Source organism: Actinomyces israelii DSM 43320 (assembly GCF_000711965.1).
Classification (GTDB): domain Bacteria; phylum Actinomycetota; class Actinomycetes; order Actinomycetales; family Actinomycetaceae; genus Actinomyces; species Actinomyces israelii.
The window spans coordinates 140,321-167,077 of the sequence record NZ_JONS01000004.1; the positions used below are offsets into that span (position 1 = coordinate 140,321).

Below are 26,757 nucleotides of genomic sequence, written 5' to 3' on the forward strand. Positions count from 1 at the left end.
CTCAGCGCAGGGTGTCGGCGAGGTCCCCGATGCGGCCGAGCAGGCCGTTCAGGAAGCGCGGGGAGTCGTCGGTCGACAGCATGCGTCCCAGCGTCATGGCCTCGTCAACGGCAACAGGGGGGTCGACGTCGTCGTTCCACACGATCTCCCACGTGGCGACCCGGGCGATCGCGCGGTCGACGGCCGGCATGCGGGCGAGCGCCCAGCCCTGGGCGTAGGTCTCGATGGTCTCATCGACCTCCGTCAGGTGGTCGGCCACCCCGGAGAGGATCTGCCGGGTGTAGGCGGGCGCCTCAGTGTGGTTGGCGGAGTGCACGGCGCGCTCGGCCGCGAACTCGCGCAGGCGCCCGGCCGCCCCGCACTCGCCGGTGGCGGCCGCCTCCGGAGCGTCGGCGTCGGGCCCGAGGGCGCGCAGCAGGCCGCGCTGGTCGGCCTCGAAGAGGATCTCGACGGCGCGGCGACGGGCCTTGGTCCGGGCCGTGACGGGGTGCTTGCCCGCTCTTCTCGGACGGGGGATCCCGGCGGCCCTACTGGCGGCGCTGACAGCGCCGTCGGGGCCGCCTCGCTCGACGCCGCCGGTGTCGTCAGCCATGGCCATCGGCACTCAGTCGGTGACCCGGCTGATGTAGGAGCGCGACCGGGTGTCCACCTTCACCCTGTCTCCGATGTTGAGGAACAGCGGGACCTGGATCTCGGCGCCGGTCTCCAGCGTGGCGGGCTTGGTGCCGGCCGAGGAGCGGTCGCCCTGCAGGCCCGGCTCGGTGTGGGAGATCGTCAGGACGACGGCGGCGGGCAGCTCGACGAACAGGACGCTGCTCTCATGGAATGCGACGATGACGTCCTGGCCCTCGAGCATGAGGTCGGCGGCGTCGCCGACCGTCTCGGCCGCCACATAGGTCTGCTCGTAGGTCTTGACGTCCATGAAGACGAAGTCCTCCCCGTCCCTGTAGGAGTACTGCATGTCGCGACGGTCGACGGTGGCGGTGTCGACCTTGAGGCCGGCGTTGAAGGTCCTGTCGACGGTCTTGCCGGACAGGACGTTCTTGATCTTGGTGCGCACGAAGGCCGGGCCCTTGCCCGGCTTGACGTGCTGGAACTCGACCACCTGCCACAGCTGGCCCTCGAGGTTGAGCACCAGGCCGTTCTTCAGGTCGTTCGTCGTTGCCACGAGTGGATTCCTCACTGTCGGGGGACTTGTGCGGTGCGCGTTGAGAGCGTCGTGAGCACTGAGACGCCGCGAGTCTACCGCGGTCGCCGGCCGCTCCTGCGGCGCGCTCCTGCGAAGCCGGTCACGGCCCGTGCGCGTCAGTGGAAGCCGCGCACGTCCCCGCCGGGGGACCTGGCCTCGCGCAGACGGGCCAGCGTGGAGAAGCGCCGCTCGGCGTAGGGCAGCGAGACGGTCCGGAGGAACTCCGCCATCCGCGGCTCCCCGTGCCGCTCGAACTCGTCCGCCAGGCCGCGGATGTCGTCGGGGTGCCGGTTCTGGCTCATCTTGGCCTTTCCCCGCACCTCGTCCAGGCCAACCTCGACGGCGACGATGGCGCGGGCCATGCGGCGAAGCTGGTCCCCGCCGACCGGCGTCAGCACGTCGTCGGTCTCCATCATCTCGGTGAGCCGGCAGGCCGCGGCCAGGGCCGCCTCGGGGCTGGGGTCGATGCGCACGGCGCCCCGCACGTGGACCGTGATGTAGTCCCACGTGGGGACGTTCGCCTTGACCGCGTTGGTCGCGTACCAGTGCGGGGGGACGTAGGCGTCGACGTCGTCCAGGATGACGAGTCCCGGCCCGTCAGCCGGTTCGGCGGCCTGGGGGTTGTTCTTCACCAGGTGGGTGACCAGGGCGTTCTTCTCCTCATCGAGGTAGAAGGGCACCATGGTGGCCTCGGGGCCGGAGGAGATGACGGTCACGAGGTTGCCGATCCCGGGGCGTGCCAGGAGCGTGCGCACATAGTCCTCGGGCAGCGAGAAGTGACGCGGGACGTACATGCGGAGAGCCTAACCCGCGCGCCGGCCGCCCGTGCGGCACGCCGGCGAGGCCGCGGGCCCGCGGGGTCGCGGCTCAGCGGCCCGCGGCGATCACGGCAGCGACCTCCTCCGGCGTTGCCGCGGTGGTGTCGACCTCAGCGCGCGCGAGCTCGCGGCACAGGGCCTGGCGGGCGCGCAGCATCCGGACGAACTCGTGATGGACGTTGCCCAGCGCCATCGACCGCGGCGCGTCCAGGCCGTTGCGGGAGGCCAGGCGGCGCGTGCTCGCCGTCAGGGCGATGACGCGGCCGCCGGACTCGTCCACGGCGCCCAGGGCCCGCCGGACGCGCTCGTCGGCCAGGGCGCCCGAGCCGAGCGCCACCACGCGCCGACGGCGCCCGGCCGCGGCGAGCAGGTCGAGCGCCGTCGTCGCCTCGACCGACCGGTAGCGGGTCTCGGGGACCGCCACGAGGGCCAGCTCCGGACGGGTGCCCAGGGCCCGAGCGACCGTGCCGGCCAGATCCGACACGGGCACGCCCCACAGGTCCGCCAGGGCGCGCCCGACAGCGGTGCAGCCGGCTCCCGGCGGACCGATGAGGACGACTGAGCCGACCGGCCGGGGCTCGCCCCCGCTCGCGCCGTTCACGCCTCGGTCCCCGCCTCCGTCCCGGTCACCGCCTCATGGGCCTCGCGCAGCACCGCGGTGTCGGGGGTGATGCCGCGGGCGGGGCGGGCGACGTCGTCGAGAAGGACCATGCGGATCGCCCCGGCGCGCACCTTCTTGTCCGAGTGCATGTCCTCCACGAGCTCCTCGAAGCGCCCGGCGCCCTCCGGGAAGGACACCGGCAGCCCGGCCGCGCGGAACGCCTGACGGTGCAGGGCCAGGACATCGCCGCTCAGGCGGCCCATGCGGTGGGCGACCTCGGCGGCGAAGATGCAGCCGACGGCGACTGCCTCCCCGTGGCGCCAGTGGTAACCGGTGGCGGCCTCCACAGCATGGGCGTAGGTGTGCCCGTAGTTCAGGATCTCCCGCGGTCCCGCCTCAGTGAGGTCCTTGCCGACCACGGCGGCCTTGACGGCCACGGAGCGCGCGACGAGCTCGGCGAGCGCGGGCGAGTCCCACCGGATGATGTCGGCGGGATCGGTCATCACGCGGTCCAGGATGACCGGGTCGGCGATGAACCCGCACTTGACGACCTCGCCCAGCCCCGCCCGCAGCTCCTTGAGGGGGAGCGCCTCGAGAACGGTCAGGTCGCACACGACGGCCGCCGGCGGGTGGAAGGCGCCGACCAGGTTCTTGCCCGCCGCGGTGTCGATGCCGCTCTTCCCGCCCACGGCCGCATCGACCATGGCCAGGAGGGTCGTGGGGACGTGGACGACCGGCACGCCCCGCAGCCAGGTCGCCGCGGCGAAGCCGACCAGGTCGGTCGTCGCGCCCCCACCCACGGCGACGACGCAGCCGTCGCGTCCCATGCGCATCCGACCCAGCTGCTCCCACAGCGTGTTCAGGACGGTGCTGGACTTGGAGGTCTCACCGCCCGGAACGGTGATCCGCTCGACCCTCAGTCCGGCGGCGCGCAGCCCGTCCTCGTACCGACCGGCGCGAGTCTCCAGCTCGGGGATGTGGACGAGCGCCACTCCTCCGGTGCCCCCGCCGGGCGCCCCGGCGACGCCGCGCACCACATCGACTGCCAGGTCCTGCCCGACAACGACCTCGTAGGGCCGCGCACCGAGCACCGTCAGGCGCAGTCGTCCGTCGTCCCCGGCTCGCAGGGACCGGGACGGCGGCACGAGCACGCCGGCACCGGTCTCGCTCGGCCTGCGCGGACGCGTGCTCGTGGCGGGGGCCGTCAGGTCCGCCAGCGCCCGCGCGGTGCTGGGGGCCTGGGCTCCCAGGCCCACCAGGATGAGCGCGGCCACCTGCTGGGGGGTCAGGCCGTCCGCGGGGACAGTCAGCGTGGCGACCTCGGCGTACAGGGGCGCGCGCTGGACGTGGAGGGCCTCCATCCGCGCCAGGACCGCGCCGTACCTGTCGTGGGGGCCCGTGTGCGCCGCCCCCTGCGCGGCGCGCAGCGCGCCCTCGGCGGTGTCGGAGTCCGCCTCGGGCGCCACCAGCGGCCGGCCCGTCCCGTCGCCGACGTGCGCGGCGGCCGTCTCGGGGGAGGCGGCCAGGTGCACGACCGTGCGGCCGCGCAGCAGGGCACGGTTCTGCTCCCGCAGAATGGCGCCCCCGCCCAGCGCCACCACGCCCTGGGCGGGCGCCGGCGAGTCGAGCACCGCGCGCAGGGCGCGCGTCTCCCGCGTCCGGAATCCCTCCTCCCCCTCCGCGGCGAAGATCTCCGGGATGGTCATACGGGCGCGCCGACGGATCTCGGCGTCGGTGTCGGTGACCTGCAGCCCGAGGGCCGTGGCGAGCAGGCGCGCCACCGTGGTCTTGCCGGCTCCGGGCAGCCCCACCAGGACCAGCGGAAGGTGCTCCGGTGCGAGTGCGACGTGAGGGACGGGACGACGGCTCATCACTCTTCTCCTTGCCATTGAGTGCGCTCGGCGATACGGGCGAGGTAGCCCTGAAGGTTGCGCCTGGCCTCCGCCGCGCTGTCCCCACCGGTCTTGGTCAGCAGCGCGTCCGCCAGGACGAGCGCGACCATGGCCTCCGCGATCACGGCACCGGGCACGACGGCCGTGGTGTCCGAGCGCTGGTGCAGCCCGCCGGCCGTCTCGCCGGTGGCCATGTCCACGGTGCGCAGCGACCTGGGGACGGTGGAGATCGGCTTGTAGGCGGCGCGCACCCGGATCCGGGCGCCGTTGGACATGCCCCCCTCGATGCCGCCGGCCCGGTTCGTCGCGCGCACCACGTGCCCCGCCTCAAGGCTCAGGATCTCGTCATGCGCCCGGCTGCCGCGCCGTGCGGCCCCGGCGAAGCCGTCGCCGACCTCGACCCCCTTGACCGCCTGGATGCCCATGAGCGCCGCCGCCAGGCGGGCGTCGAGGCGCCGGTCGGCCTGGACGTGCGCCCCCAGCCCGATGGGCACGCCCGCGGCGATGACCTCGACCACGCCGCCGAGCGTGTCGCCGTCCTTCCCGGCGGCGTCGATCTCGGCCACCATGGCCGCCGAGACGGCCGGGTCGGCGCAGCGCACCGGATCGGCGGTCAGGCGCTGCTCGTCGTCGGCAGTGGGGCGGGGCGCGTCGTCGGGCAGCGACACCGAGCCGACACGCACGACGTGGCTGACCAGGCGGATGCCGGCGACCTGCTCGATCACTGCGGCCGCCACGGCTCCGAGGGCGACCCGGGCGGCGGTCTCGCGGGCGGAGGCCCGCTCCAGGACCGGCCGGGCGTCGGCGAGGTCGTACTTGAGCAGGCCGGGCAGGTCGGCGTGACCGGGACGCGGCCGGGTCAGGGGCCGGTTGCGGGCGATCTCGCGCTCGTCCCCGGCGCCGGCGTCGCGCAGGAGCGCGGCGGGGTCGACCGGGTCGGCGCTCATGACGGTGGACCACTTGGGCCACTCGGAGTTGCCGATCTGCAGGGCGATGGGGCTGCCGATGGTGCGTCCGTGGCGGATGCCGCCGAGGACCGCCAGGCGGTCCTGCTCGAAGGCCTGGCGCGCGCCCCGCCCGTGGCCGAGCCGGCGGCGCTCCAGCGCCCGGGCGATCTGCTCACCGGTGATCTCCACGCCGGCCGGAACGCCCTCGAGCAGCGCGGTGAGGGCCTCGCCGTGAGACTCGCCGGCAGTCATCCATCGAAGCATGAGGACGATCATCCCACACGATGTCGCTTCCGCAGGCCCGGCCTCCTCAGCGGGCGGCCACGGCGGCCTCGAGAGCCTCCCGCATGGGCCCGACCGGCGGGGTCCGCCCGGTCATGAGAGTGACCTGCGGGACGGCCTGATACAGCAGCATGAGCCGGCCGGGCACCGCGCAGCCTCCGGCGGCCGTCCACGCGGCGGCCAGCGGGGTGGGCCACGGCGCGTAGACGACGTCGAGCATGACGGCCCGCGTCCTCCCCCGGCGCTCCAGGGCCGCCGCCATTGGCGCGGCGAGCGCGTCGGCGGCGCCCGCGGGCAGCGTCGAGACGACCAGGTCGGCGTGGGCGAGAAGGTCGGCCACAGAGCCGTCGGAGACGGCGTCGCCCGGACGCCAGGGCAGGGCGGTGACGGACAGGCCCATGCGGTGCGCCGCGGCCGCAGCGCGTCCGGCGCCCGCGTGCCGGCGGGCGGCCACGACGATGTCGGTGGCGCCGAGCTCGGCCAGGGCCGCCAGGGCCGAGCAGGCGGTGGCCCCCGAGCCGAGCACCACGGCCCGCGCGCCGTCGTGGCGGCCCGCCGGGGCGGCCTCGCGCAGAGCGCCGACGATCCCGGCGACGTCGGTGTTGAAGCCCGCCAGGAGCGCGCGGCCCCTCCCCGCGCGCTGGGCGACGACGGTGTTCGCCGCTCCGACAACAGCGGCCAGCGGGTCGACTGCGTCGAGCAGGGGAAGCACGGTCTGCTTGTGCGGCATGGTCACGCTCAGGCCGGCCCAGACCGGTCCCGCGGCGCTCGCAGCGGCGACCTCGGCCAGCATCCCGCGCAGGCGCGCCGGAGAGACCTCCCGGACCTCGTACCTCCAGTCCTCCAGGCCGAGGCTGCGGTAGGCGGCCGCGTGCAGCACCGGGGACAGGGAGTGGGCGACAGGCCGACCGATGACGGCCGCCCGGTGCGCCGCACCGCCGGCCCCAGGGGCTCCCATGGGACTCAGCCCCCCGCCGTGGGCGTCGGGCCGGGGCTGGAGCCGGCGCCGGGGCTGGCGGTCGCGCTGGGGCTGGCGGTCGCGCTGGAGCCGTAGCACTTGTCGGGATGCTCCTCGCAGTAGGCGTCGAACTTCTTCTTGTTCTCGTCCTGCTCCTCGTTGGTGGTGGCGAAGAGCGTCTCCCCGGTGTCGAGATTGACCGTGACGAAGTACAGCCAGTCGCCCCGCTCGGGGCTGATGACCGCCTTGATGGTCTCCTCGCCCGGGCTGCCGATCGGAGTCGGAGGCAGGCCCGCGTGGATGTAGGTGTTGTAGGGGTTGTTGCCGTCGGCGAGCTGATCGGCCGTCGGGATCCCTCCCGAGCGCCCCACGCCGTACAGGACGGTGGAGTCCATCTGGAGCAGGCCCCGGGTCGGCCCGTCGGTGTCCTTCAGGCGGTTCTCAATGACTCGGGCGATCTTCGAGTAGTACTCCGAGGTGCCCTCGCGCTCCACGATCGAGGCCTTGATCAGCACGGCCTGGTAGTCGGCCTTCGACACGCCCAGATCCTGCAGCCGGCTGACCGTGGTGGACACCATCGAGGCGACGACATCCGTCACGGACGCGCCTCCCTCGATGTCGTAGGTGCCGGGCGCGAGCCATCCCTCGACCTCGCCGCCGGCGACATCGGGCAGCCCGATGGCGTCCTTGGCCTTGAAGGCCTCGTCCACCTGCGCCTCGGTGTAGTGGCCCACGCTTATGAGGCGGTCCTTGACCTGGGCCTTCGTGGCGCCCTCGGCGACGGTGAGCGTGTGGTCGGACTTCGACGTCGGGTCGAGCAGCAGGGCGACGGCATTGGCCCCCGACATGTGGTGGCGCAGCGTGTAGGTGCCCGGCTGGATGTTGATCGCGTTGGCGTTGTCGTCGTAGGCCTCCAGGAAGGCCCTGGCCGTCGCCACGACGTCGGCGTCCACGAGGATCTGGGCGATGTCCTTGCCCACGGCGCCGTCGGGAATGGTGACCGTCACCTCGTCCTCGCCGGCGCCCTCGTAGTCCTTGGGAGCGGTCACGAAGTTCTCGATTCCGGTGTGCTTGTAGGCCGCCCAGCCCACACCGCCGACGGCCGAGAGGACGAGCACCAGGACCAGGGCGGTGATCAGCCGGCGCTTGCGCTTCCTGCGGCGCCGGGCCCGCTCCTCCCGGCGCCGGGCGCGTGCCGCATCCAGGCGACGCCCCGTGATCCGCTTGGGCTCACGCGGCTCAATACCCAATTGGGTGAAGAAGTCGTCGTCCTGGCTCACTATCTGTCTCTCCGAGTCGGGGGGACGAGCTCGCCCGCCGGGGCGTTCGTCGTTCGCTCTGTATCAAGGGCCTGGTCGAGGATAACCACGGCCGCCGCTTGATCAACGACCTTCCGAAAGCTCGCCTCCGTTCGACCGGATTCGTGAAGCTCCCGGTGGGCCGTCACGGTGGACAAGCGCTCGTCCACCAGGCGCACGCTCGTCGGCGTCACAAGCTGGGCCAGCCCTCGCGCCCACCGACGGGCGTCCTCGGTGGAAGTCGATGAGCCACCATCCATGCGACGCGGCAGACCGACAACCGCCTCCATGGCATGGTACTCCTCGATCAGGTCGGCAGCCTCCTCAAGGTCGGCGCCGAAACGGTCACGCTTGAGTGTCGTCACCGGTACCGAGAGAATCGCCTGCTCGTCGCACCGGGCGACGCCGATTCGCACTCTGCCGACGTCGAAGGCCAGCCGAACTCCAGGACGCACGTCGCCTCGGTCTCAGGCGAGCTCGCCCGCGAGGGCCTCCAGGGCGGCGGCGATCCTGCGGGCGTCCTGCCCGCCGCCCTGGGCGACGTCGTCCTTCCCGCCGCCGCCGCCGCCGAGAACGGCGGCCGCGGCGCGCACGAGCGCACCCGCCCTGGCCCCGGCGCTCCGGGCGGCGGCATTGGTGGCGACCACCACGAGGGGGCGCTCTCCGGCCGTGCCCGCCACGGCGATGACGGCGGCCTCGGAGCCGGGCAGCCGGCCGCGCACGTCCAGGGCGAGGGCGCGCAGCGCGTCGGCCGAGCCGACGGCGCCGACGTCGGCGGCCACCAGGAGGTAGCCGCCTCTGCGAGCGGCCGAGGCCGCCAGCTCGCCCGCGCGCGAGGCCAGCGCGGCCTGCCGGGCGGCGGCGAGCTTCTTCTCCGCCTCCTTCAGGCGGCTCATGAGCGACTCCACGCGACCCGGCAGCTCCTCGGGCCGGCCTCCCACCAGGGCGGAGAGCTGGGAGACCAGCGCGTGCTCCTTGTGCTGGAAGTGGTAGGCCGAGTCGGCCACCAGGGCGTCGATGCGCCGCACGCCCGAGCCGATGGAGCCCTCGGAGAGCAGCGCGATCCGGCCGATGTGCCCGGTGGAGGGCACGTGGGTGCCGCCGCACAGCTCCTTGTCGAAGTTCTCCCCGATGGTGACCACGCGCACGTCCTTGCCGTACTTCTCGCCGAACAGGGCGATGGCGCCCTGGCGGCGCGCCTCCTCCAGCGGCATCACCTCGGTGGTCACCACGAGGTCCTCGGCGACCTTGTCGTTGACGAGGGACTCGATGTCGTCCATCTGGGCGCCGCTGACCGCTGAGGGGTGGCGGAAGTCGAAGCGCAGGCGGGCGGGCGAGTTCTCGGATCCGGCCTGGGGGGCGTCCGGGGCCACCACCCGGCGCAGGCCGGCGTAGACCATGTGGGTGGAGGTGTGGGCCCGGGCGATGGCCAGGCGGCGGACGGCGTCGATCTCGGCGTAGGCGTGCTCGCCGAGTGCCGCGGTGCCCTCGGTGAGGGTCCCGCGGTGGACGGACAGGCCGCGGACGGGGGCCTGGACGTCGCGGACCTCGATGACGCCGCCGTCGGCCAGGCGAATGGTGCCGTGGTCGGCGAGCTGGCCGCCCATCTCGGCGTAGAACGGGGTGCGGTCCAGGACGATCTCGACCTCGGCGGGGGCGGTGGCCACGGGCGCGGGCGCGCCGTCGACGAGCAGACCGGTGACCACGGCGTCGGCCGCCGAGTCGGTGTAGCCCAGGAAGGTCGACGGGCCGCCCATGGCCTTCTGGATCTCGTGGAAGGCGCGCACGTCGGTCAGCCCGGTCTTCTTGGCGCGGGAATCGGCCCGGGCGCGCTCCCTCTGCCGCTCCATGAGGACGCGGAAGCCGTCCTCATCGACCTCGACGCCCTGCTCGGCGGCCATCTCCAGGGTCAGGTCGATCGGGAACCCGTAGGTGTCGTGCAGGGCGAAGGCGCGGTCGCCGGCCAGGACCGGCCGGCCGGGCCGGCTCTTGGCGTCGGCCACCGCCGTGTCCAGGATGGTGGTGCCCGCGGCCAGGGTGCGGCGGAAGGCGTCCTCCTCGGCGTAGGCGACCTCGGAGATGGTCGACCAGCCCGCCTCCAGCTCGGGGTAGGAGGCCTTCATGGCGTCCTTCGAGGCGGTCAGCAGGGTCGGCAGGGAGGCGGAGTCCACGCCCAGCAGGCGCATGGAGCGCACGGCGCGGCGGATGAGTCGGCGCAGCACGTAGCCGCGCCCGTCGTTGCCCGGGCGCACGCCGTCACCGATGAGCATGAGCGAGGAGCGCACGTGGTCGGCGACGACCCGCATGCGCACGTCGTCCATGTAGGCGCCGCGGGCGCTATCCGACCCGTGCGGGCCGGCCGCGCCGAGCCCGTAGGTCCGCCCGGACATCTTCTGGACGGCCGCGATGACGGGGTAGACCTCGTCGATCTCGTACATGTTCGGCTTGTCCTGCATGATGAAGGCGAGGCGCTCCAGGCCGGCGCCGGTGTCGATCGCCGTGCGGTCGAGCTTGCCCACCAGCTCGAAGTCGTGGCCCTTGCCCTCACCGCGGACGAACTCGTCGAAGACCAGGTTCCAGATCTCCAGGAAGCGGTCGCCCTGCGCGTCGGCCTCCGGGCCGCCGTCGGGGCCGTAGGCGGGGCCGCGGTCGTAGTGGATCTCGCAGCAGGAGCCGGCCGGGCCCGGCTGGCCCGTGGACCAGGAGATCTCCTCGAACGGGAGCCTCTGGACGCGCTCGGCCGGGACGCCGACGACCCGGGTCCAGTGGTCGAAGGAGACCCGGTCCTCCTCCCAGATCGTCATCCACAGCCGGTCGCCGTCCAGGCCGTAGCCGCCGTCGTCCCTGGAGCCGGTGAGCAGGTTCCAGGCGTAGTCGATCGCCCCCTCCTTGAAGTAGTCGCCGAAGGAGAAGTTGCCGTTCATCTGGAAGAACGTGCCGTGGCGGGTGGTCTTGCCGACGTTGTCGATGTCGTTGGTGCGGATGCACTTCTGCACGCTGGCGGCGCGGGGCCACGGGGCGGGCTCGGTGCCCAGGATGTAGGGGATGAACGGGACCATGCCCGCCACGGTGAACAGGATCGAGGGCTCCGGGGAGACCAGGGGCACGGAGGGACGGATCTCGTGACCGTTCGCGGCGAAGTAGTCGAGCCAGCGGGTACGGATCTCAGAGGTGCGCATGGAGTTCCTCGCAGTATTTCTTCTGTTTCTTCAGTGTGTCGGGCGGCCGCCGCATCCGGCCGGCACGGGGGTGGAGCGGAACGGGAGAACCGGGGCGAGACTACCCCGGAATGCGGCGGCGCCCCGAACCGGCGGGCGGTCCGGGGCGTCCCGAGCGCCGGATCGGCGCTCGCTCACGGCTCGGTGGCGGCTCGTGGTCGGCTCAGCGCGAGTAGTACTCGACGACCATCTGGACGTCACAGGTCACGGGGACCTCATCGCGCTTGGGCCGACGCACGAGCGTGGCGGACAGCTTCTCCAGCTCGACCTTGAGGTAGTCCGGCACGGGCGGCAGGACGTCGCGGTGGGTGCCGGCGGCGGCGATCTGGAAGGGCGTCATGACCTGCGAGCGCGGGCGGACCTGGATGATCTGGCCGGGCTTGACGCGGAAGGACGGACGGTCCACGACCCTCCCGTCCACCAGGATGTGGCGGTGGACGACGTTCTGGCGGGCCTGGGCGATCGTGCGGGCGAAGCCCGAGCGCAGGACGAGGGCGTCCAGACGCATCTCGAGCAGCTCGACCAGGGACTCGCCCGTCAGGCCCTTCTCCCGGCGGGCCTCCTGGAAGACGCGCTGCAGCTGGGCCTCGCGGATGCCGTACTGGGCGCGCAGGCGCTGCTTCTCCTTCAGACGCACGGCGTAGTCGGACTCGGCGCGACGACGGGCACGGCCGTGCTCGCCGGGGCCGTAGGGGCGGCGCTCGAAGTAGCGCACGGCCTTGGGGGTCAGCGGGATGCCGAGGGCGCGCGACAGGCGCACCTGGCGGCGGGAGCGGGAGGAGCTCATGGTTCGTCTTCCTGTCGGATCGGATCGCACGCCGCGAACGGGTGTCCGCGGCGCGGGGTCAGCCTGCACGGGCCGGGACCCCAGGACCGTCGCCGCGCACAGGCGCGCGACGGCAGCCCGGGTACTGTACCGGGCTGCCGACTCGGAACGCATCTCGCGGCGCTCGACTGTGATCCGATCCTCAGCCGGGGGCGCTCGTGCTCGGTGCCGCGGCCCGTGCGCGCCGGCGCGCACGCTCCTTGCGCAGCACGGCGACGACGACGCCGAGGAGGAACAGGTCGAACAGGGCGGCTCCGGTCGTGGGGCTGATGCGGGCGGCCGCAGCGGCTCCGGCCGGGGCCGCGAGGGCCGCGCCGAGCCCGACGATCGCCCCGGCCCTCAGGTCCACGACGCCGTGCCTGAGACTGGTCCATGTCCCGGTCAGGGCGGTCGGGATCATGACGAGCAGCGAGGTGCCCCGGGCCAGGAGGTCGCCCACGCCGACGACCAGCTCGAGGCCGGGTACGATGACGCTGCCCCCGCCCACGCCGACGAGCCCCGACAGGAGCCCGGCGACCGCTCCGACTGCGATCAGGGCGGCGCAGCGCGGCGGGTCGAGGGCCAGCGCCGCCTCGCGCACGGGCGTGTGCAGCCGCATGGAGACGCCCACGGAGGCGGCGAAGCCGACGAAGATCCAGGGCAGCACCCGCTCGGGCAGGCGCCGCAGCGCCAGGACGCCGGCCTGCGCGCCGACGAGCGAGCCGACCACCAGCAGGCCCCCCGCAGCCGGGGAGATCTCCCCGCGCGCGCCGTAGGAGACCGAGCCGGCGACGGCGGTGAGCACGATGGCGGCCAGGGACGTGGCCGCCGCCCTGCGCTGATCCATGCCGAGCACGGCCATGAGCGCGGGGACGATGACTACTCCCCCGCCGACGCCGAACAGGCCGGACAGGAAGCCCGCGCCGACGCCGGTGGCCAGGACCAGGACCACTCGGCGCACGGCGGCCCCCGGTGCCGCCGGCGCGCTCACGGCTGGTCCAGGATGCGGCGCACGGCGGCCAGTCGGGAGGCGACCTGCTTCTCGAAGCCGTTGCCGGTCGGCTCGTAGTAGCGGCGCCCGGCCAGCTCGTCGGGCAGATAGCGCTGGGCGACCACGCCGTGGGGGAAGTCGTGCGGGTACAGGTAGCCCCGCCCGTGCCCCAGACGCTCGGCACCCGCGTAGTGGGCGTCGCGCAGATGGGCGGGGACGCCGCCGCCCGCGCCGGCGCGCACGTCCGCCAGGGCGCGCCCGATGCCGACCGTGACCGCGTTGGACTTCGGCGCCGTGGCCACCGCCAGGGCCGCCTCTGCCAGGACCAGCTGGGCCTCGGGCATGCCGATGAGGGCGACGGCCTGCTGGGCGGCGACCGCCGTCGGCAGCACGGCGGGGTCGGCCAGGCCCACGTCCTCGGCCGCGTGGATCGTGATGCGCCGCGCGATGTAGCGGGGGTCCTCCCCGGCGGCGATCATCCGCGCCAGGTAGTGGAGGGTGGCGTCGGGGTCGGAGCCGCGCATGGACTTGATGAAGGCGCTGACGACGTCGTAGTGCTGGTCCCCCGCCCGGTCGTAGCGCACGGCGACGACGTCGGCGGCGCGCTCGACGTCCTTAAGGGTCACGCGCGGCGGGGCCGGCTCGCCGTCGTCCCGATCGGCGTCGTCCTGCGGCTGCCGGGCCTGCGGGTTCTTCGCCAGGACCGCGCCGGCCGCGGCCTCCAGGATGGTCAGGGACTTGCGGGCGTCCGAGCCCGCCATGCGCACAATCTGCTCGCGGGCGTCGTCGTCGACGGCGAGAGCGCCGCCCAGCCCCCGCCCGTCGGCGACCGCCCGGTCCACCAGCGTGCGGACCGCATCGGCGTCCAGGGGCTGGAGGGTCAGCAGCAGGGACCGGGACAGCAGCGGGGAGACCACGGAGAAGCTCGGGTTCTCGGTGGTGGCGGCCACAAGAGTGACCCAGCGGTTCTCGACGCCGGGCAGCAGGGCGTCCTGCTGGGAGCGCGAGAAGCGGTGGACCTCGTCGACGAACAGGACGGTCTCCTCGCCGCCGGCGGCCAGCCTGCGCCGGGCGTCGGCCACGACCTGGCGGATGTCCTTCACGCCCGCGCTCACCGCGGACAGCTCGACGAACCTCCGCCCGCTCCCCCGTGCGACGAGGTAGGCCAGGGTCGTCTTGCCGGTGCCCGGCGGCCCCCACAGGATGACGCTGGACACTCCCGCGCCGCCGGTCCGGTCGGCGGGCGGGGCGACCAGGCGGCGCAGTGGCGAGCCCGGCGGGAGAAGATGGTCCTGGCCGACGACCTCGTCCAGGGTGCGCGGGCGCATGCGCACGGCCAGCGGCGCGCGGGCGTCCACCGGCAGGCCGGCGGCGTCGGTGTTCGCTGACTCGAAGAGGTCCATGCCCGGGACCCTAGACCCTTACGCAGGCTCGCAGCACCTCCCGGGCGCTGAAGGTCGGGCGGCCGGCGAGTCGCCGACCGCCACACGGCCCTCCGCGCGATGAGCGGCCGGCCGTCTGCGACAATGCCGTCATGCTCGTCTGGCTCTCCCGTCGCGTCGTCAAGGACGCCTGGTACGTCGTCGGTACATGGGCGGCGCTCGCCGTCATACTTCTCGCCGTCTCGCTGAGCGGCCTGGGCGGGACCGGGCTGTTCGACCGGCTCAAGGCGGGCGACTCATCGGTCTCGGGCACTCAGAGCGCCGAGGGCGAGCAGATCCTGCGCACCCTGGCCGGCGACTCGCAGACCGTGAGCCTGCTGGTCACCGGCGTCGACATCTCCAGCGCCGACGCCCAGAAGCAGGTCTCCTCCGCGCTCACCGAGGCGCACGCCGACCTGCGGGCGCTGGCCGGCGAGCAGAACGTCCTGGACCCCTTCGTCGTCCCCGGCATGCTCTCCCAGCCCGCGGCCCAGGCCCTGGCATCCACCGACCTGGACGGCTTCCTCATGATCGTGACCGTCAACCCCAACGGGGACAAGGTCGCCAGCGCCGACGACAAGGCCTACGCGGAGGAGGTCGCCGAGCTCGTGCGCAAGGTCGAGGCCCGGTTGAGGACGGTCCCCGACGACCTGCGCGACATCAGCCCCCAGGCGTCGGGCGTGGTCTCCGACAAGACGCTCATGTCGCAGGCGGTCAACGACCAGGTCGAGAAGGACCTGGTCCGCGGGGAGCTCATCTCCCTGCCCCTGGCGCTGCTGGTCATGGTGGTGGTCTTCGGCGGGTTCCTCCTCGCCGGCATGCCCCTGCTCGGCGCGCTGGCCTCGGTCGCCGGCTCCCTGGGCGTGCTCTACGCGCTCAGCTTCGCCACCGACCTGCAGTCCTTCGTCGTCAATATCACCTCGGTCATCGGCCTGGGCCTGTCCATCGACTACGGGCTGCTGCTGACCTCCCGCTACCGCGAGGAGCTGGCCCGCGGCCTGGATGACGAGATCGAGTCCTCGGCGGACGGGCGCCTGCGGCGCAGGCGCACCGGTCGGCGGGACCCGCTCATCGCCGAGTGCATGACGACGACGCTGACCACGGCGGGTCACACCGTGCTGTTCTCCGGGCTGACGGTGGCCGTGGCGCTGATGGGCCTGGTGCTCATGGGCACCTCCGTCCTGTGGTCCATCGGCGTGGCGGGCATGGCGGTCGTCCTGATCGCCGTCGCCGCGGCCCTGACCCTGGTGCCCGCCCTGCTGGTGCTGCTGGGGCGCCGTCTGCTGCGCCCCTCCGCGCCGCAGAGGCTCCTGAGGCTGGTCGCCCGCCGTCGGCCGGCACGCAGCATCGACGCCGGTTCAGGGGCCTTCGCCTGGATCGCCCGCCAGGTCCACCGGATGCCCTGGGTGGTCCTGGTCGCCTGCATCGCCCTGCTGGTCGTCCTCGCCTCGCCGCTGCGCGGGGCGCACATGCTGACCTCCACCACCGAGCTCCTGCCTCCCGACTCCGACCAGCGCACGTACCTGACGACCCTGCGGGAGCACTACCCGGCGGCCGTCGAGGATGACGCCACGCTCATCGTCTACGGCACCGGCGAGCGGGTCACCTCCTACATCAATGACCAGGTCGCCTACGTGGACGGAGTCGTCCAGGTCAAGCCGACCATCGCCGGCAAGTACACCGTGGCCTATCTCGATCTGGAGGGCGAGGCGTCCTCGGTGACCGCCGAGCGCGCCGTCGCCGGCATCGAGGCCCTGGACGCGCCGGCCGACGCCTGGATCACGGGCCAGGCGGCCAGCCAGTACGACTTCCGGCAGGCCATCGTCCACGGGCTGCCGAAGGTGGTCGGCGTCCTGCTGCTGGCGTCCTTCGTGCTCCTGTTCCTCATGACCGGGTCCGTGCTCGTGCCGTTCAAGGCCCTGCTCATCAACACGATCTCGCTGGCGGCCTCGCTGGGGGTGCTGGTGTGGGTGTTCCAGGGCGGCCACCTCAGCGGGCTGCTCGGCTTCACCCCGATCGGCGGCGTCGAGACCTACGTGATGGTGACGGCCGTCGGCGTCGGGTTCGGCCTGGCGATGGACTACGAGGTCTTCATCCTGGCCCGTATCAAGGAGTACTGGGACGGCGGGGACGACAACGACACCGCGGTCGAGAAGGGCCTGCAGCGGTCGGGGCGCATCGTGACCTCGGCGGCCCTCATCATGGTGGTCGTCTTCCTCGGCTTCGTGGCGGGCGACCTGCTCATCGTCAAGGAGGTCGGCCTGGCCCTGGCGATCATGGTGGCGCTGGACGCCACCGTGGTGCGCCTGCTCCTGGTGCCCGCGACCATGAATCTGCTCGGACGCTGGAACTGGTGGGCGCCGGCCTTCCTGCGAGACGCCCGGGAGCGGTTCCTGGCATAGACGGCCGGCTCTGGATCGGCGCGCTGCCGGAGCGCCGATTCCGGGCCCCGGCAGCGCCTCGGTCACAGCAGGGCGATGTCCCCCGCTCCCTCTCGCACGACCTCGGGAACGTCACTGGTCAGGTCGACGACGGTGGTGGGCTCGGTGGAGCCCACGGGGCCCTCGATGACGACGTCGATGAGGTGGCCCAGGGCGTCCTCGATCTCCCACCCCGAGCTCTCCGGCTCCGTCCGGCCGGGCCGGATGAAGGTCGATGACAGGATGGGGGCGTCGAAACCGGCGACGAGCGCCTGGGTGATGGCGTGGTCGGGGATGCGCACGCCCAGCGTGTGCTTCTTCGGGTTGAGGGTCATCCGGGGCACGTCCTTGGTGCCCTTGAGGATGAAGGTCCACGGCCCGGGGGTCAGGCGCTTGATGAGGCGGAAGGCGTTGTTGCCCACGATCGCCACAGGGCCTGCCTGGGCGAAGCTCGCGCACACGAAGGTGAAGTTGTGCTTGTCGTTGAGCTGACGGATGGCGCGGATGCGGTCCAGCCCCTCCTTGTTCCCGGGGGCGCAGGCCAGGGCGTAGCCCGAGTCGGTGGGATAGGCGATCAGGCCGCCTTCGCGCAGCACGGTGACGACCTTGTCAACGAGGCGGGCCTGCGGGTCGACGGGATGGAGCTCTATGTATCGCGACATGGGCCTCATTGTGCTCCAGATCCTCTCGCCGCGGTAGCCGACAGGCGGAGCCGCCTCTCACGGGACGCGAGTCGCATGATTCCGACCACGGCTCCCGCGGATCGGCAAACTCATGAAAATGACTCGCATTTCAGGGCCGCATTACGTGTAACGATTCTCCACCTCTTCTCCATTAGCAGCTGAGAGGCATTTTCATGTTTGGCGCTCGGGCGAACCTCATCTTATTGTTCTGAAGAACAGGACCGCAGCCGCTCAGTGCTGCGCCGAGATAAGGAGACCCGTATGACCACCACGACCGAGCACCGTCCCGCCGAGGCCCACCGCCACACCCACGGCCCGAGCTGCGGTCACCTCGCCGTCATCCACAACGACCACGTCGACTACCTTCACAACGGCCACCTCCACCACGAGGACAACGGCCACTACGACGAGTGCGACACCTGCAGCTGCCCGCACTGCTCGGACTCCTGCGCGACCTGCACCTGCGAGGACTGCACCTGCCCCACCTGCAACCATAACGTCTGCTCCTGCGAGCACTGCGACGACTCCTGCTCCTCGTGCACCTGCGAGGACTGCACCTGCCCCACCTGCGCGCACGCGGCCTGAGGGGCGTCCCGGGCACCGCACGACCACGGCCCGACGCCCTCGGATCAGCCGCCTGATCCGAGGGCGGCCCGTTGCGTCCGCCGGTAGCCGGTGGGCGTCGTCCCGGTCTCGTCCTTGAAGCGCCGGTTGAAGCTCGCCAGGTTGGTGTAGCCGGAGAGGCCCGCGATACGGGCAACAGGCAGATCGGTGCGCCGCAGCAGGTGGCACGCCCGGGCGATCCGCCGCCGGCGCACGAGGGCCGAGAAGGTGAGCCCCGCGGTGGCGCGGAAGAAGCGGGAGAAGGCGGAGGGGCTCATGGCGAGACGGGACGCCGCCTCCTCCATCGACAGCTCGCCGTCGAGGTTCTCCTCGATGTAGCTCAGGACCTTGTTGACGCGCTGGGCGATGACGTCGTTGAAGCTGGGGACGTAGCCCCTGGAGACGATCTGGCTCCACTCCCGCTCAGGGGCCCTCAGGAAGGCCTCGGCGAGGGCGAGGAGGAGGCCGAGCCGGCCGAGCCCCCGCTGACGCCCCATGGCGATGAGCAGCTCGGCCGCCTGCGCGGCGCTGGCCCCTGTCAGGACAATGCCGCGTCGCGACCTGTCCACAAGCGTTTCGAAGGCCGCCAGCTCGGGCAGAGTCTGCGCCGCCTCGGCAAGCCGCTCCGGCAGAACCTGGCACAGGACGTCTCGCCGCGCCAGGCTCTCCCCCGGCGCCAGGTCGGAGAGCCAGTTGTGGGGCAGATGCGGCCCCATGAGTGTGACCTGGCCGGGAGCGAAGTCGAGCGTGCGGTCACCGGCCATCATCTGTCCGTGCGAGGCGACAATGAGGAGGTTGTGCCCGGGCTCCCGGTGGGAACGGCCGCATGGCGGAGACGGGCCGAGGAGTATGTGCCGCTCATTCGCGCTCGTCCTCCTCGGCCCGTCCCGCCTGCTCAGCTGACGGTGATCTGGATCTTGACGTCGCCGGGTCGCCCCTCGGCGACGCGGTCGAAGGCGTCAACGGCGTGGTCCATGTCGAAGGTCTCCGTGATGAAGGGGGCGAGGCTGATCCTCCCGGCGGCGACGAGGTCGATCGCGCGCTGGTAGACGTTGGCGTAGCGGAACACGTTCTCAATGGTGGTCTCGCGCGCCTGCACCTCCGTGATGTCGATGGAGACCGGGTCGACGGGAATGCCGACGATGACGGTCCGGTTACCGGGCGCGCCGATCCGCCACAGGTCGGCGTAGGCGCTCGGGTGGCCGGAGCACTCGAAGACGACGTCAGCCCCCCAGCCCGCGGTCTGCTCGTTCACGACGTCGAGCAGCCGGCGCTCGTGCAGGTCGACGGGCATGGCGCCCGGGATGCAGGAGGCGATCTGGAGCTTGACCGGGGAGACGTCGGAGATCATGACCCTGGAGGCGCCACCGGCCAGGGCCGCGGAGGCCGTGAGCAGGCCGATCGTCCCGGCGCCCGAGACGGCCACCGTGTCGCCCGGCCGGATGTGCGCCTTCGTGGCGGCGTGCATGCCCACCGCCAGCGGCTCCATGAGGGCGCCCTCGGCGAAGGAGATGTGCTCGGGCAGGTGGTAGGTGAAGGCGGCCGGGTGGATGACCTCCTCGACCAGGCAGCCGTTCACCGGCGGAGTGGCCCAGAAGGAGACGGCGGGGTCGACGTTGTACGTGCCGGCGAGGGCGGCGCGTGAGCTGGTGTCGGGCACGCCGGGCTCCATGGCGACGCGGTCGCCGACGGCGAAGCCCTCGACGCCCTCGCCGACCTCGGCCACGATGCCGGATGCCTCGTGGCCGAGGATCATGGGTGCCTCGACGACGTAGCGCCCAAGGCGGCCATGGGTGTAGTAGTGGACGTCGGAGCCGCAGATGCCGACGGTGTGCGGGGCGATGCGCAGCTGTCCCGGCCCGCACACGAGGTCTCCGGGGACCTCGCGGACACTGATCTCGTGCTGCTTCTCAAGGACGACGGCCTTCATGATTCTACTCCTCGGTGAGTGGTGATCGGTGCGGGGTTGGTGATGCGGTGGGAGACCGGTGGAGTCGGAACCGGCCTCAGGCTATAGCCTCGACGAGAACGCGGGCCGGTGTCTGTGCGGCCGGCGCGGAGGCGTCCGCGGTCCGCGGGCGGCGGCCGCGCTCGTCGAAACCCGGCTGGGACGGGCGGATCCAGATGGTGATGAGGGATCCGGCGAGGTAGAGGGCGGCATAGGTCCAGCACACGCCGCCGACTCCGATGAACGGCAGGAGCAGGGTGACCAGCCCCGGCCCGGCGAAGGTCGTCAGGCCCGAGGCGAGGTTGTTGATCGAGATGGCCGCGCCCTGCTCCTTGGGTGCAAGAGCCGGGAAGACGGCGCCCATCGGCACGAAGGCGGTCACACCCATGCCGAGCAGAACGGCGGCTATGGCCAGGGCGACGACGTTCGAGCCGAGCACCCGGGGCACGTAGTAGAAGGCGAGAGAGGCGGCCGCGCAGAACCAGCACCCGTACCAGCGCATCTGTCGCATCCAGCCGAAGCGGTCCCCGATCCATCCCCAGAAGAGATTGCCGAAGACGGTGACGGCGAACTGGATGCCCCAGATCGTCATCCACTGGCTCATGGTGAACCAGCCATCCCCGTAGGCCGTGTCGGTGAGATAGAGCGGCATAATGACGGGAAAGCCGTAGAGGCTGAGATTGCAGATGACGCGGACGACGGCGGTGAGGGCGATCTGCCGGTTGCGGCCGAGGATGGTGACGCCCGCGGAGGCTCGACGAGCGTGTCGCGAAGCCCCTGAGTCTTCCGCCGGAGCTCTCCCCTGGCGACGAGGAGCAGGCAGATGATCGCGCCGGTGAAGGTCCAGGCGAGCGAGAACCACAGCGTGCGATACTCGCCGACGGCCGGGACGGTGCGCGCAGGGATCCAGGAACCGAGGCATCCCACGCCGACGGAGCAGGCGGTCCAGAACCAGCCCATGGAGGAGGCCCGGGTGGCCGCCGGGATCTTCTGGGTGATGTGGACGACGAAGGAGTAGATGAACAGCGGGTAGGCGAGCCCGCGGATGGCGTAGACGAGGAGGATGATCGGGTAGGAGCCGCTCGGGATGGCGACGACCAGGAAGAGCAGGTGAACCACGATCCACAGGCCCGCCCCGATGAGCATAATGCGGCGGACGCCGAAGGTCTCGGCGAGGACGCCCGAGGCCCAGCCCGCCAGGGCCGCCATGAGCCCGTAGGCGGTGATGACGCTGGACGCCTGGGCGGCCGCAAGGCCGAGGGAGACGAGGTACTTGGACAGGAAGGTCAGCTCGAAGCCGTCACCGGCCATGAAGACCGCGATGGCGACGAGTCCTGCGACGAGGATTCTGGGTGGTGCTAGGCGCTGCATCAGTCACTCCGTTGTGCTCGGTCGCGGCCCGTTCCGCGACACCTCAACAGTGCCGCGACGGCCTTCAGCAGACGACGGGTGCGCGTGCCCGGTGCTGGTACTTTTTTGCGCCGTCGCCCGCCGCGGCCCCGGGGAGTCCCTTGTCACCGGTCTTCTGAGACATCACGCCCCCGAGGAGCCCCTCACCACCAGGTCGGGGGCCAGCACGCTCGTCGTCGGCTCGCCGTCGGGATCCTCCAGCCGGGCGCAGGCGGCCTCCACGCCCCGGCGCCCGAGCTCGTGGGCGTGCTGATCGGCGCTGGTGAGGTCCATGCGCCTGCCCGCGGAGGTGCGCAGGTTGTCGTAGCCGGTGACGGCGACGTCGCCGGGCACGGCCAGCCCGAGGGAGTCGACGACGTCGAGGACCGTGTAGGCGGCGATGTCGTTGTGCGCCATGATGGCGGTGGGCCGCTCCCCCGCCGGGCGCCCCAGCAGCTCGCGCGTGGCGCGCGCGACCGCATCGGCGTCGTACCCGATGGCGACGACCTCGGGGGCCAGGCCCGCCGCGCGCATGGCCCCCTCGTGGCCGAGGACGCGGTCCGAGGGGCTCCAGGTCGGGCCGAGCACGGCGATGTGCTCGTGCCCCAGGGACAGCAGGTGCTCGGTGAGCATGCGCCCGCCCGCCCGGTCGTCGCCGACCACCGAGTCCAGACCGTCGACCCGGCGGGTGAGGGAGACCGCGGGCACAAAGCCGCTCATCTCACGCAGGTGGTCGCCGGGCATGGCGGCGGAGATGAGCAGGACGGCGTCGACCCTGGCGGCGTGGAGCTCCCGCATGGTCCGCTCGTCGCGCTCGCCGCTGGGGTCCGAGACGCCCGTGACCAGGCCGATGCCGCGCGAGTCGGCCTCGGCCTGGATGCCGTCGAAGACGTCGGCCGTCAGGGCGTTGCGCATGTCGAATATGAAGACGCCGAAGGTCCGCGTCGACATCGACGCCAGGCGTGCGGCAATGAGGTTGTGGCGGTAGCCGATGCGCTCGGCGGCCTCCAGCACCCTGGCCCGGGTCCGCTCGGAGGCCCCGGGAGCCCGCCGGAAGACGATGGAGACGAGCGCCCGGGACACGCCGCACTCGCGCGCGACGTCCTCCATGGTCGGTTGCCTGCCCACGCCGCGCTCCTCGGTCCGCCGGATGGCGGCGCCGTCGGGCCCCTGGTGGCCGGAGCACCCGACGGCGTCGCCGCTCACGGCGATCCTAAGGCCCCGGCGCCCGCCTCACGACCCGGGCCCGCCGGCCGCCCGCGGCGCGGGCTCACAGCAGGCCGACCCTGGCGAAGCGGTCCCTGATCTTCTTCAGCTCCCCGGGGCCGTCGGCGTCGAAGCTCTCCGCCCAGGAGAAGACCGCGCAGGTGGCGATGCCGTCGAAGCCGATGTCGGCCAGGCACTGGAAGAAGTCGTCCCAGTCGACCTCGCCCAGCCCCGCGTCGATCGGGTTGTGCTGGTGGACGCGGGCGGGGTTGCCGGGCGGGTTGGAGATGTAGCGCCCGCCGCCCGAGGCACGGTGGTCGAAGGAGTCGGCGATGTGGACGTGGCGCAGGTCCTTGCCCGCGTACTCCATGATCTCGCGCATGTTGCCGCCCTGGTGGAAGGTGTGGGTGGCGCAGTAGAGGAAGCCGACGTTCCTGGAGTTGATGGCGCGGACCATGTCGACCCCGCGGATGCCGTCCTCGATGAAGTCGTCGGGGTGCGGCTCGATATTGAGTAGGATCCCCTCCTTCTCAATGCGGGGGATAATGACGTCCATCGACTTCCAGAACTGGGCCTCGGAGCGCTCGGGCTGCTCGGGACGCCCCGAGAACTCGGAGTTCATCTGGTTGCAGCCGAGCTCGAGGGTGATGTCGATGGCCCGGTTCCAGTAGCGCACCGCGGCCTGGCGCTCGTCCTCGTCCGGGGAGGACCAGCGGTACAGCGGCAGGCAGGAGGCGAGCTCGAGGCCGTAGTCCCTCAGGAGCCTCTTGGCCCGCTGGACCTGCTCGTCGTTGGCGGTGGGATGGGTGTAGTAGGGCCAGAAGTCGTCGCGCTGGGAGAACTCGACGTACGTGAAGCCGGTCTCCGCGGTACGGCGGAAGTAGTTCGCGAGGGTGTCCCCGCGGATCTCGAAGGGATCCATTGCGATCTTCATTGTCGGTGCCTTTCTTGATCTCGTCTTGATCTCGGTGCTGCTTGTCGGAGGGGTGGTGATCGGGTCGGTGGCGGTTCCGGCGCGCGGGCGGCTCGAAGCCGATGCCCGCGAGATCGGCGGCCTTCCTGAGCGAGTCGGCGGCGTAGGCGAGGCCCTCGATGCGGCCCATGTGCGGGTCCTCGTGCTCAATGTTGACGGCGATGAAGGGGTTGACGTCGTTCAGGGCGGACAGCCACCGGCCCCAGAACGCCGTGTCGTGCCCGCGGCCGACGGCGACGAACTCGTAGCTGGGGTCGAGCGGGTAGTCGTTGGCGCTGTAGCGGCCGGTGAAGGCGACCCTGTCCGGGCCCTCGGCACGGCGCCACAGGTTGTTGAGGAAGCCGTTCCTGCGCAGGTTCTCCTCGTAGATCCTCGTGTCCTTGGCCGCGGAGATGAAGACGCGGTCGCCGAAGCGGCGGATGGTCTCGATCGGGTCGATGCCCTGCCAGAACAGGTGGGAGGGGTCCATCTCCATGCCAAGGCAGTCCGCGCCCGTGGCGTCGATGAGCCGCTCGAGGGTGGCGGGGTTATAGACGAGCTGGTGCGGGTGCATCTCCATGGCCAGCCTGACCCCCTTGCCGCCGGCGAGGGCGGCGGCCCTCCTCCAGTAGGGCACGGCCAGGCCCCACTGGTAGTCCAGGACGTCGAGGTAGACCGAGTCCCAGGGCGAGACGACCCAGGAGGGGACGGTTGCGCCGGGCTCGGCGCCGGGGTTGCCGGACTGGACGACGACAGTCGCCACGCCCAGCATCGAGGCGAGCTCGATCGCGTCGTCGATGTCGCGCTTGTGGCGCTCCCCCACCTCGGGGTCGGGGTGCAGCGGGTTGGCGTTGCAGTTCAGGGCCGTCAGGCTCATGCCCTCGCGGGCGAGTCGGCCCATGAGCTCGTCGCGGGCGTGCTGGGAGACCAGGAGGGCTGAGACGTGGATGTGGTAGTCGCGGAAGAAGCCGCCGGAGTTGAGCTCCAGGCTGGTCAGGCCCTGCTCATGGGCGACGTCGATGACGCCGTCGAGGTCGCGGTCGTGGAGGCAGGAGGTGAACAGGCCGAGCTTCATGGTGCTGCTCCTTGGATGTCTTGGATGTCGTTGGGCGGTCAGGCCCGGGCGACGAGGACGGGGCGCCGCTCGGAGGCAGAGGCGAGGGCGGCGTCGACGACGCGCATGGTGCGGGCGGCGGCCTTGAAGGAGGTGTCCATCGGCTCTCCGGCGACGACGGCCCGCAGGAGCTCCTGCATCTGGGCGACGAAGGCCTCGCCGTAGCCCGTGGCGTTGCCGCGGGCGGCCATGGGCATGGTGTCGGTGAAGTAGCGGGCGGAGGGCCCCGGGATAATGGTGCGAGGGGCGTCCGTTCCGGGCTCGCCCAGATCCTTCTGGTAGAGGACCCACTCGTTGGGGCGGTTGAAGGCGTAGCGGACGTGGCCGGTCGAGCCGAAGACCTCCAGGCCGAGCTCAATGGGGCAGCCCGCCCCGACGCGGCTCGACAGGATGGAGGCGAGCGCCCCGCCGGCGAAGCGCAGGGAGATCAGCGCGGTGTCGTCGTTGGTGACCTCGTGCGTCTGGCCGTCCTCGCCGGGGCGGCGGGTGATGGTCGTGTCGAGGGTGCAGGCCAGGACCTCGCCGACGTCCCCGAGCACGTACTCCAGGGCGTCAATGGTGTGGGTGGCCATGTCCAGGATGGTGCCGCCTCCGGAGACCTCCCGGTCAAAGCGCCAGGCCATGGGGCTGGAGGGGTCGAGGGCGTAGTCGGAGAGGAAGTGGGCGCGGGCGAAGTACGGGGTGCCGATGGAGCCGTCCCTCACGGCGTCCCGCAGCTGGGCGACCGCGGGAAGGCGGCGGTAGGAGAAGCCGACGGCGGCGACGGACTCGGTCCGGTCGGCGATCTCGACCAGCTCGGCGGCCTCGGCGCCGGAGCGTCCGAGCGGCTTCTCGCCCAGGACGTGCTTGCCCGCCCTGAGCAGGGAGCCGAGGACGGGGACGGACAGGAAGCTGGGCAGCGCGACCGAGACGACCTCGATCTCGGGGTTGTCCAGGATCTCGGAGACGTCGGCGGCGGTGCGGGCGAATCCGTAGCGGCGGGCGACGGTCTCGGCCAGGGCGGTATCGGGGTCGACGACGGTGTCGAGGACGACCTCGACGCCGGCGAGAGCGTCGGCCATGCCGGCGTTGCGGAAGCCGAAGGCGTGCGCCTGACCGGCTGGGCCGGCCCCGACGACGGCGACGCGAATGGTGCGCGCGCTCTTGACGTTCATTATGGTGTCACTTCTTCGTGGGCGGGTGGTGGTCTCTTGCTCATCGGCGGGCGCCGCGCCGACAGCATTAGACCAGAGCGCTCTAGATCTGATTGCAAGCCCCTTTGCAGGGCGCTCTGCGACAGTAGCGCCCAGCGGACGACGGGCGTACCCGCACGGCGGGCGAGCGGCGGGCGGCGTCCTAGAATGAGAACATGAGTTCTAGAACGGATGCTCCAGCGCGCTCCGAGGCGCTTGGCCGCCCATCCCGGCCCTGGGCCAGGGTCGCCTGCTGGGCCTGCCTGGGATGCGCCCTGCCCTCGGTGTGCTGGCGGGCGGTCATGATGGCCGGGGCGGACGTGGGCTTCGGGGACGCCTACCTCTATCGGGACAGCGCGGGCGGAATCATCTACGTCCTCGCCCTGGAGGCCGTCCAGGTCGGCGCCGCCGTGGCGTGCGTGGGGCTGTGCCGGCCGTGGGGGGAGAGGGTGCCGCGCCGGGTGCCCGGCCTGGGTGGCAGGAGGATCCCCCGCCGCCTGCCCCTGGTGCTGGGGGGAGTCGGCAACGTCCTGCTCTACCTCATTATGGCCGGAATTAAACAAAATGGCATTCTGGGGCAACTGCTGCGGGATTCCTGGTTGGCGTCTGCGGAGCACCTCGCATAAGACAACCTCATGCAGATCGACATGACGGACGAGGAACGGGACATCCTCATCAGGTGGAAGAAGCGCTCAGACACCTACAGGCTGGTGAGAATGAAGGCGGAGGCGATTGTGTACGCTGCCCGCGGCGTCGGCCTGGATATTATCGCGGAGATGGTCGAGCGGGCCGAGGGGACGGTACGTGAGTGGCTGTCGGAATGGCGGAGATACAGGATGGGCTCCGTGGT

The 26,757-nt window shown here is 71.9% G+C and carries 24 protein-coding genes and 2 pseudogenes; 4 read left to right on the forward strand and 22 right to left on the reverse strand.

The genetic code is table 11. From position 1 onward, the window contains the following. Position 1: 1 nt before the first annotated feature. From nusB to O145_RS03260, 13 genes are all read right to left on the reverse strand, one after another. Positions 2-592, reverse strand: coding sequence for a transcription antitermination factor NusB (gene nusB / locus O145_RS03200; protein ID WP_229118311.1), 591 nt, complete (start codon positions 590-592; stop codon positions 2-4). A 12-nt stretch (positions 593-604) separates the two neighbouring features. Further along, the gene (efp, locus tag O145_RS03205) at positions 605-1,168 is read right to left on the reverse strand and encodes an elongation factor P (protein ID WP_043559650.1); all 564 of its coding nucleotides are present in this window, start codon (positions 1,166-1,168) and stop codon (positions 605-607) included. A 137-nt stretch (positions 1,169-1,305) separates the two neighbouring features. After that, positions 1,306-1,983: an FMN-binding negative transcriptional regulator gene (locus O145_RS03210; protein WP_043559653.1), complete on the reverse strand. Its 678-nt coding sequence runs from the start codon at positions 1,981-1,983 to the stop codon at positions 1,306-1,308. Between the two features lie 73 nt (positions 1,984-2,056). Further along, positions 2,057-2,608 (reverse strand): shikimate kinase, encoded by a 552-nt coding sequence (locus O145_RS03215; RefSeq protein ID WP_052374596.1) that lies wholly within the window; start codon positions 2,606-2,608, stop codon positions 2,057-2,059. Then, positions 2,605-4,479: a 3-dehydroquinate synthase gene (aroB, locus tag O145_RS03220; RefSeq protein ID WP_043559656.1), complete on the reverse strand. Its 1,875-nt coding sequence runs from the start codon at positions 4,477-4,479 to the stop codon at positions 2,605-2,607. Before aroB ends, O145_RS03215 begins: the two co-directional genes overlap by 4 nt. After that, entirely contained in the window at positions 4,479-5,711 is a 1,233-nt protein-coding gene (gene aroC / locus O145_RS03225; protein WP_229118312.1) for a chorismate synthase, read from the reverse strand. The genes aroB and aroC overlap by 1 nt, the downstream gene beginning before the upstream one ends. 46 nt (positions 5,712-5,757) lie before the next feature. Continuing rightward, a complete protein-coding gene (locus O145_RS03230) occupies positions 5,758-6,687 on the reverse strand; it encodes a shikimate dehydrogenase (protein WP_043559785.1) in 930 nt (309 codons plus the stop codon). 5 nt (positions 6,688-6,692) lie between these two features. Then, entirely contained in the window at positions 6,693-7,967 is a 1,275-nt protein-coding gene (gene mltG, locus O145_RS03235) for an endolytic transglycosylase MltG (protein ID WP_052374598.1), read from the reverse strand. Continuing rightward, a complete protein-coding gene (gene ruvX / locus O145_RS03240) occupies positions 7,967-8,440 on the reverse strand; it encodes a Holliday junction resolvase RuvX (protein ID WP_043559662.1) in 474 nt (157 codons plus the stop codon). The genes mltG and ruvX overlap by 1 nt, the downstream gene beginning before the upstream one ends. 12 nt (positions 8,441-8,452) lie before the next feature. After that, positions 8,453-11,164 (reverse strand): alanine--tRNA ligase, encoded by a 2,712-nt coding sequence (gene alaS, locus O145_RS03245; protein ID WP_043559665.1) that lies wholly within the window; start codon positions 11,162-11,164, stop codon positions 8,453-8,455. A gap of 202 nt (positions 11,165-11,366) precedes the next feature. Continuing rightward, a complete protein-coding gene (gene rpsD / locus O145_RS03250; protein WP_043559669.1) occupies positions 11,367-11,990 on the reverse strand; it encodes a 30S ribosomal protein S4 in 624 nt (207 codons plus the stop codon). Positions 11,991-12,171: 181 nt separating this feature from the next. Next, positions 12,172-12,999 (reverse strand): sulfite exporter TauE/SafE family protein, encoded by an 828-nt coding sequence (locus O145_RS03255; RefSeq protein WP_043559673.1) that lies wholly within the window; start codon positions 12,997-12,999, stop codon positions 12,172-12,174. After that, on the reverse strand, positions 12,996-14,402 hold the full coding sequence (locus O145_RS03260) for a replication-associated recombination protein A (protein WP_043559676.1): 1,407 nt from the start codon (positions 14,400-14,402) through the stop codon (positions 12,996-12,998). The genes O145_RS03255 and O145_RS03260 overlap by 4 nt, the downstream gene beginning before the upstream one ends. Positions 14,403-14,533: 131 nt before the next feature. Between O145_RS03260 and O145_RS03265 the strand changes: the two genes are divergently transcribed. After that, on the forward strand, positions 14,534-16,822 hold the full coding sequence (locus O145_RS03265) for an MMPL family transporter (protein WP_043559679.1): 2,289 nt from the start codon (positions 14,534-14,536) through the stop codon (positions 16,820-16,822). A 62-nt stretch (positions 16,823-16,884) separates the two neighbouring features. On the opposite strand, the gene O145_RS03270 is transcribed toward O145_RS03265, so the two are convergent. Then, positions 16,885-17,502 (reverse strand): L-threonylcarbamoyladenylate synthase, encoded by a 618-nt coding sequence (locus O145_RS03270; RefSeq protein ID WP_043559682.1) that lies wholly within the window; start codon positions 17,500-17,502, stop codon positions 16,885-16,887. Between the two features lie 282 nt (positions 17,503-17,784). Here O145_RS03270 and O145_RS03275 point away from each other — a divergent pair, with 282 nt between their 5' ends. Next, entirely contained in the window at positions 17,785-18,108 is a 324-nt protein-coding gene (locus O145_RS03275; protein ID WP_043559685.1) for a hypothetical protein, read from the forward strand. Positions 18,109-18,152: 44 nt separating this feature from the next. On the opposite strand, the gene O145_RS03280 is transcribed toward O145_RS03275, so the two are convergent. The 8 genes and pseudogenes from O145_RS03280 to O145_RS03310 form a co-directional block, all read right to left on the reverse strand. After that, positions 18,153-18,893: a helix-turn-helix domain-containing protein gene (locus tag O145_RS03280; protein WP_084682335.1), complete on the reverse strand. Its 741-nt coding sequence runs from the start codon at positions 18,891-18,893 to the stop codon at positions 18,153-18,155. Positions 18,894-19,021: 128 nt separating this feature from the next. Further along, positions 19,022-20,056 carry an NAD(P)-dependent alcohol dehydrogenase gene (locus O145_RS03285; protein WP_043559696.1) on the reverse strand — a complete coding sequence of 345 codons (1,035 nt, stop codon included), beginning with the start codon at positions 20,054-20,056 and terminating at the stop codon, positions 19,022-19,024. Between the two features lie 76 nt (positions 20,057-20,132). After that, positions 20,133-20,726 (reverse strand): MFS transporter, encoded by a 594-nt coding sequence (locus O145_RS18875; protein ID WP_229118313.1) that lies wholly within the window; start codon positions 20,724-20,726, stop codon positions 20,133-20,135. Next, a complete protein-coding gene (locus O145_RS18880; RefSeq protein WP_229118314.1) occupies positions 20,675-21,445 on the reverse strand; it encodes an MFS transporter in 771 nt (256 codons plus the stop codon). The genes O145_RS18875 and O145_RS18880 overlap by 52 nt, the downstream gene beginning before the upstream one ends. Before the next feature lie 162 nt (positions 21,446-21,607). After that, positions 21,608-22,669 carry a LacI family DNA-binding transcriptional regulator gene (locus O145_RS03295; RefSeq protein ID WP_084682336.1) on the reverse strand — a complete coding sequence of 354 codons (1,062 nt, stop codon included), beginning with the start codon at positions 22,667-22,669 and terminating at the stop codon, positions 21,608-21,610. Positions 22,670-22,733: 64 nt separating this feature from the next. Continuing rightward, a complete protein-coding gene (locus tag O145_RS03300; protein ID WP_084682337.1) occupies positions 22,734-23,603 on the reverse strand; it encodes a sugar phosphate isomerase/epimerase family protein in 870 nt (289 codons plus the stop codon). Positions 23,604-23,739: 136 nt separating this feature from the next. Next, positions 23,740-24,696 (reverse strand): annotated as a pseudogene (locus O145_RS17010) (sugar phosphate isomerase/epimerase family protein); the annotation flags it as partial. Positions 24,697-24,734: 38 nt separating this feature from the next. Continuing rightward, positions 24,735-25,889, reverse strand: a complete 1,155-nt coding sequence (locus O145_RS03310) for a Gfo/Idh/MocA family protein (RefSeq protein ID WP_043559701.1) — start codon at positions 25,887-25,889, stop codon at positions 24,735-24,737. Between the two features lie 194 nt (positions 25,890-26,083). Between O145_RS03310 and O145_RS03315 the strand changes: the two genes are divergently transcribed. After that, positions 26,084-26,533 (forward strand): hypothetical protein, encoded by a 450-nt coding sequence (locus tag O145_RS03315; RefSeq protein ID WP_156966578.1) that lies wholly within the window; start codon positions 26,084-26,086, stop codon positions 26,531-26,533. A 9-nt stretch (positions 26,534-26,542) separates the two neighbouring features. Further along, positions 26,543-26,757, forward strand: a pseudogene (locus O145_RS03320) (helix-turn-helix domain-containing protein); the annotation flags it as partial.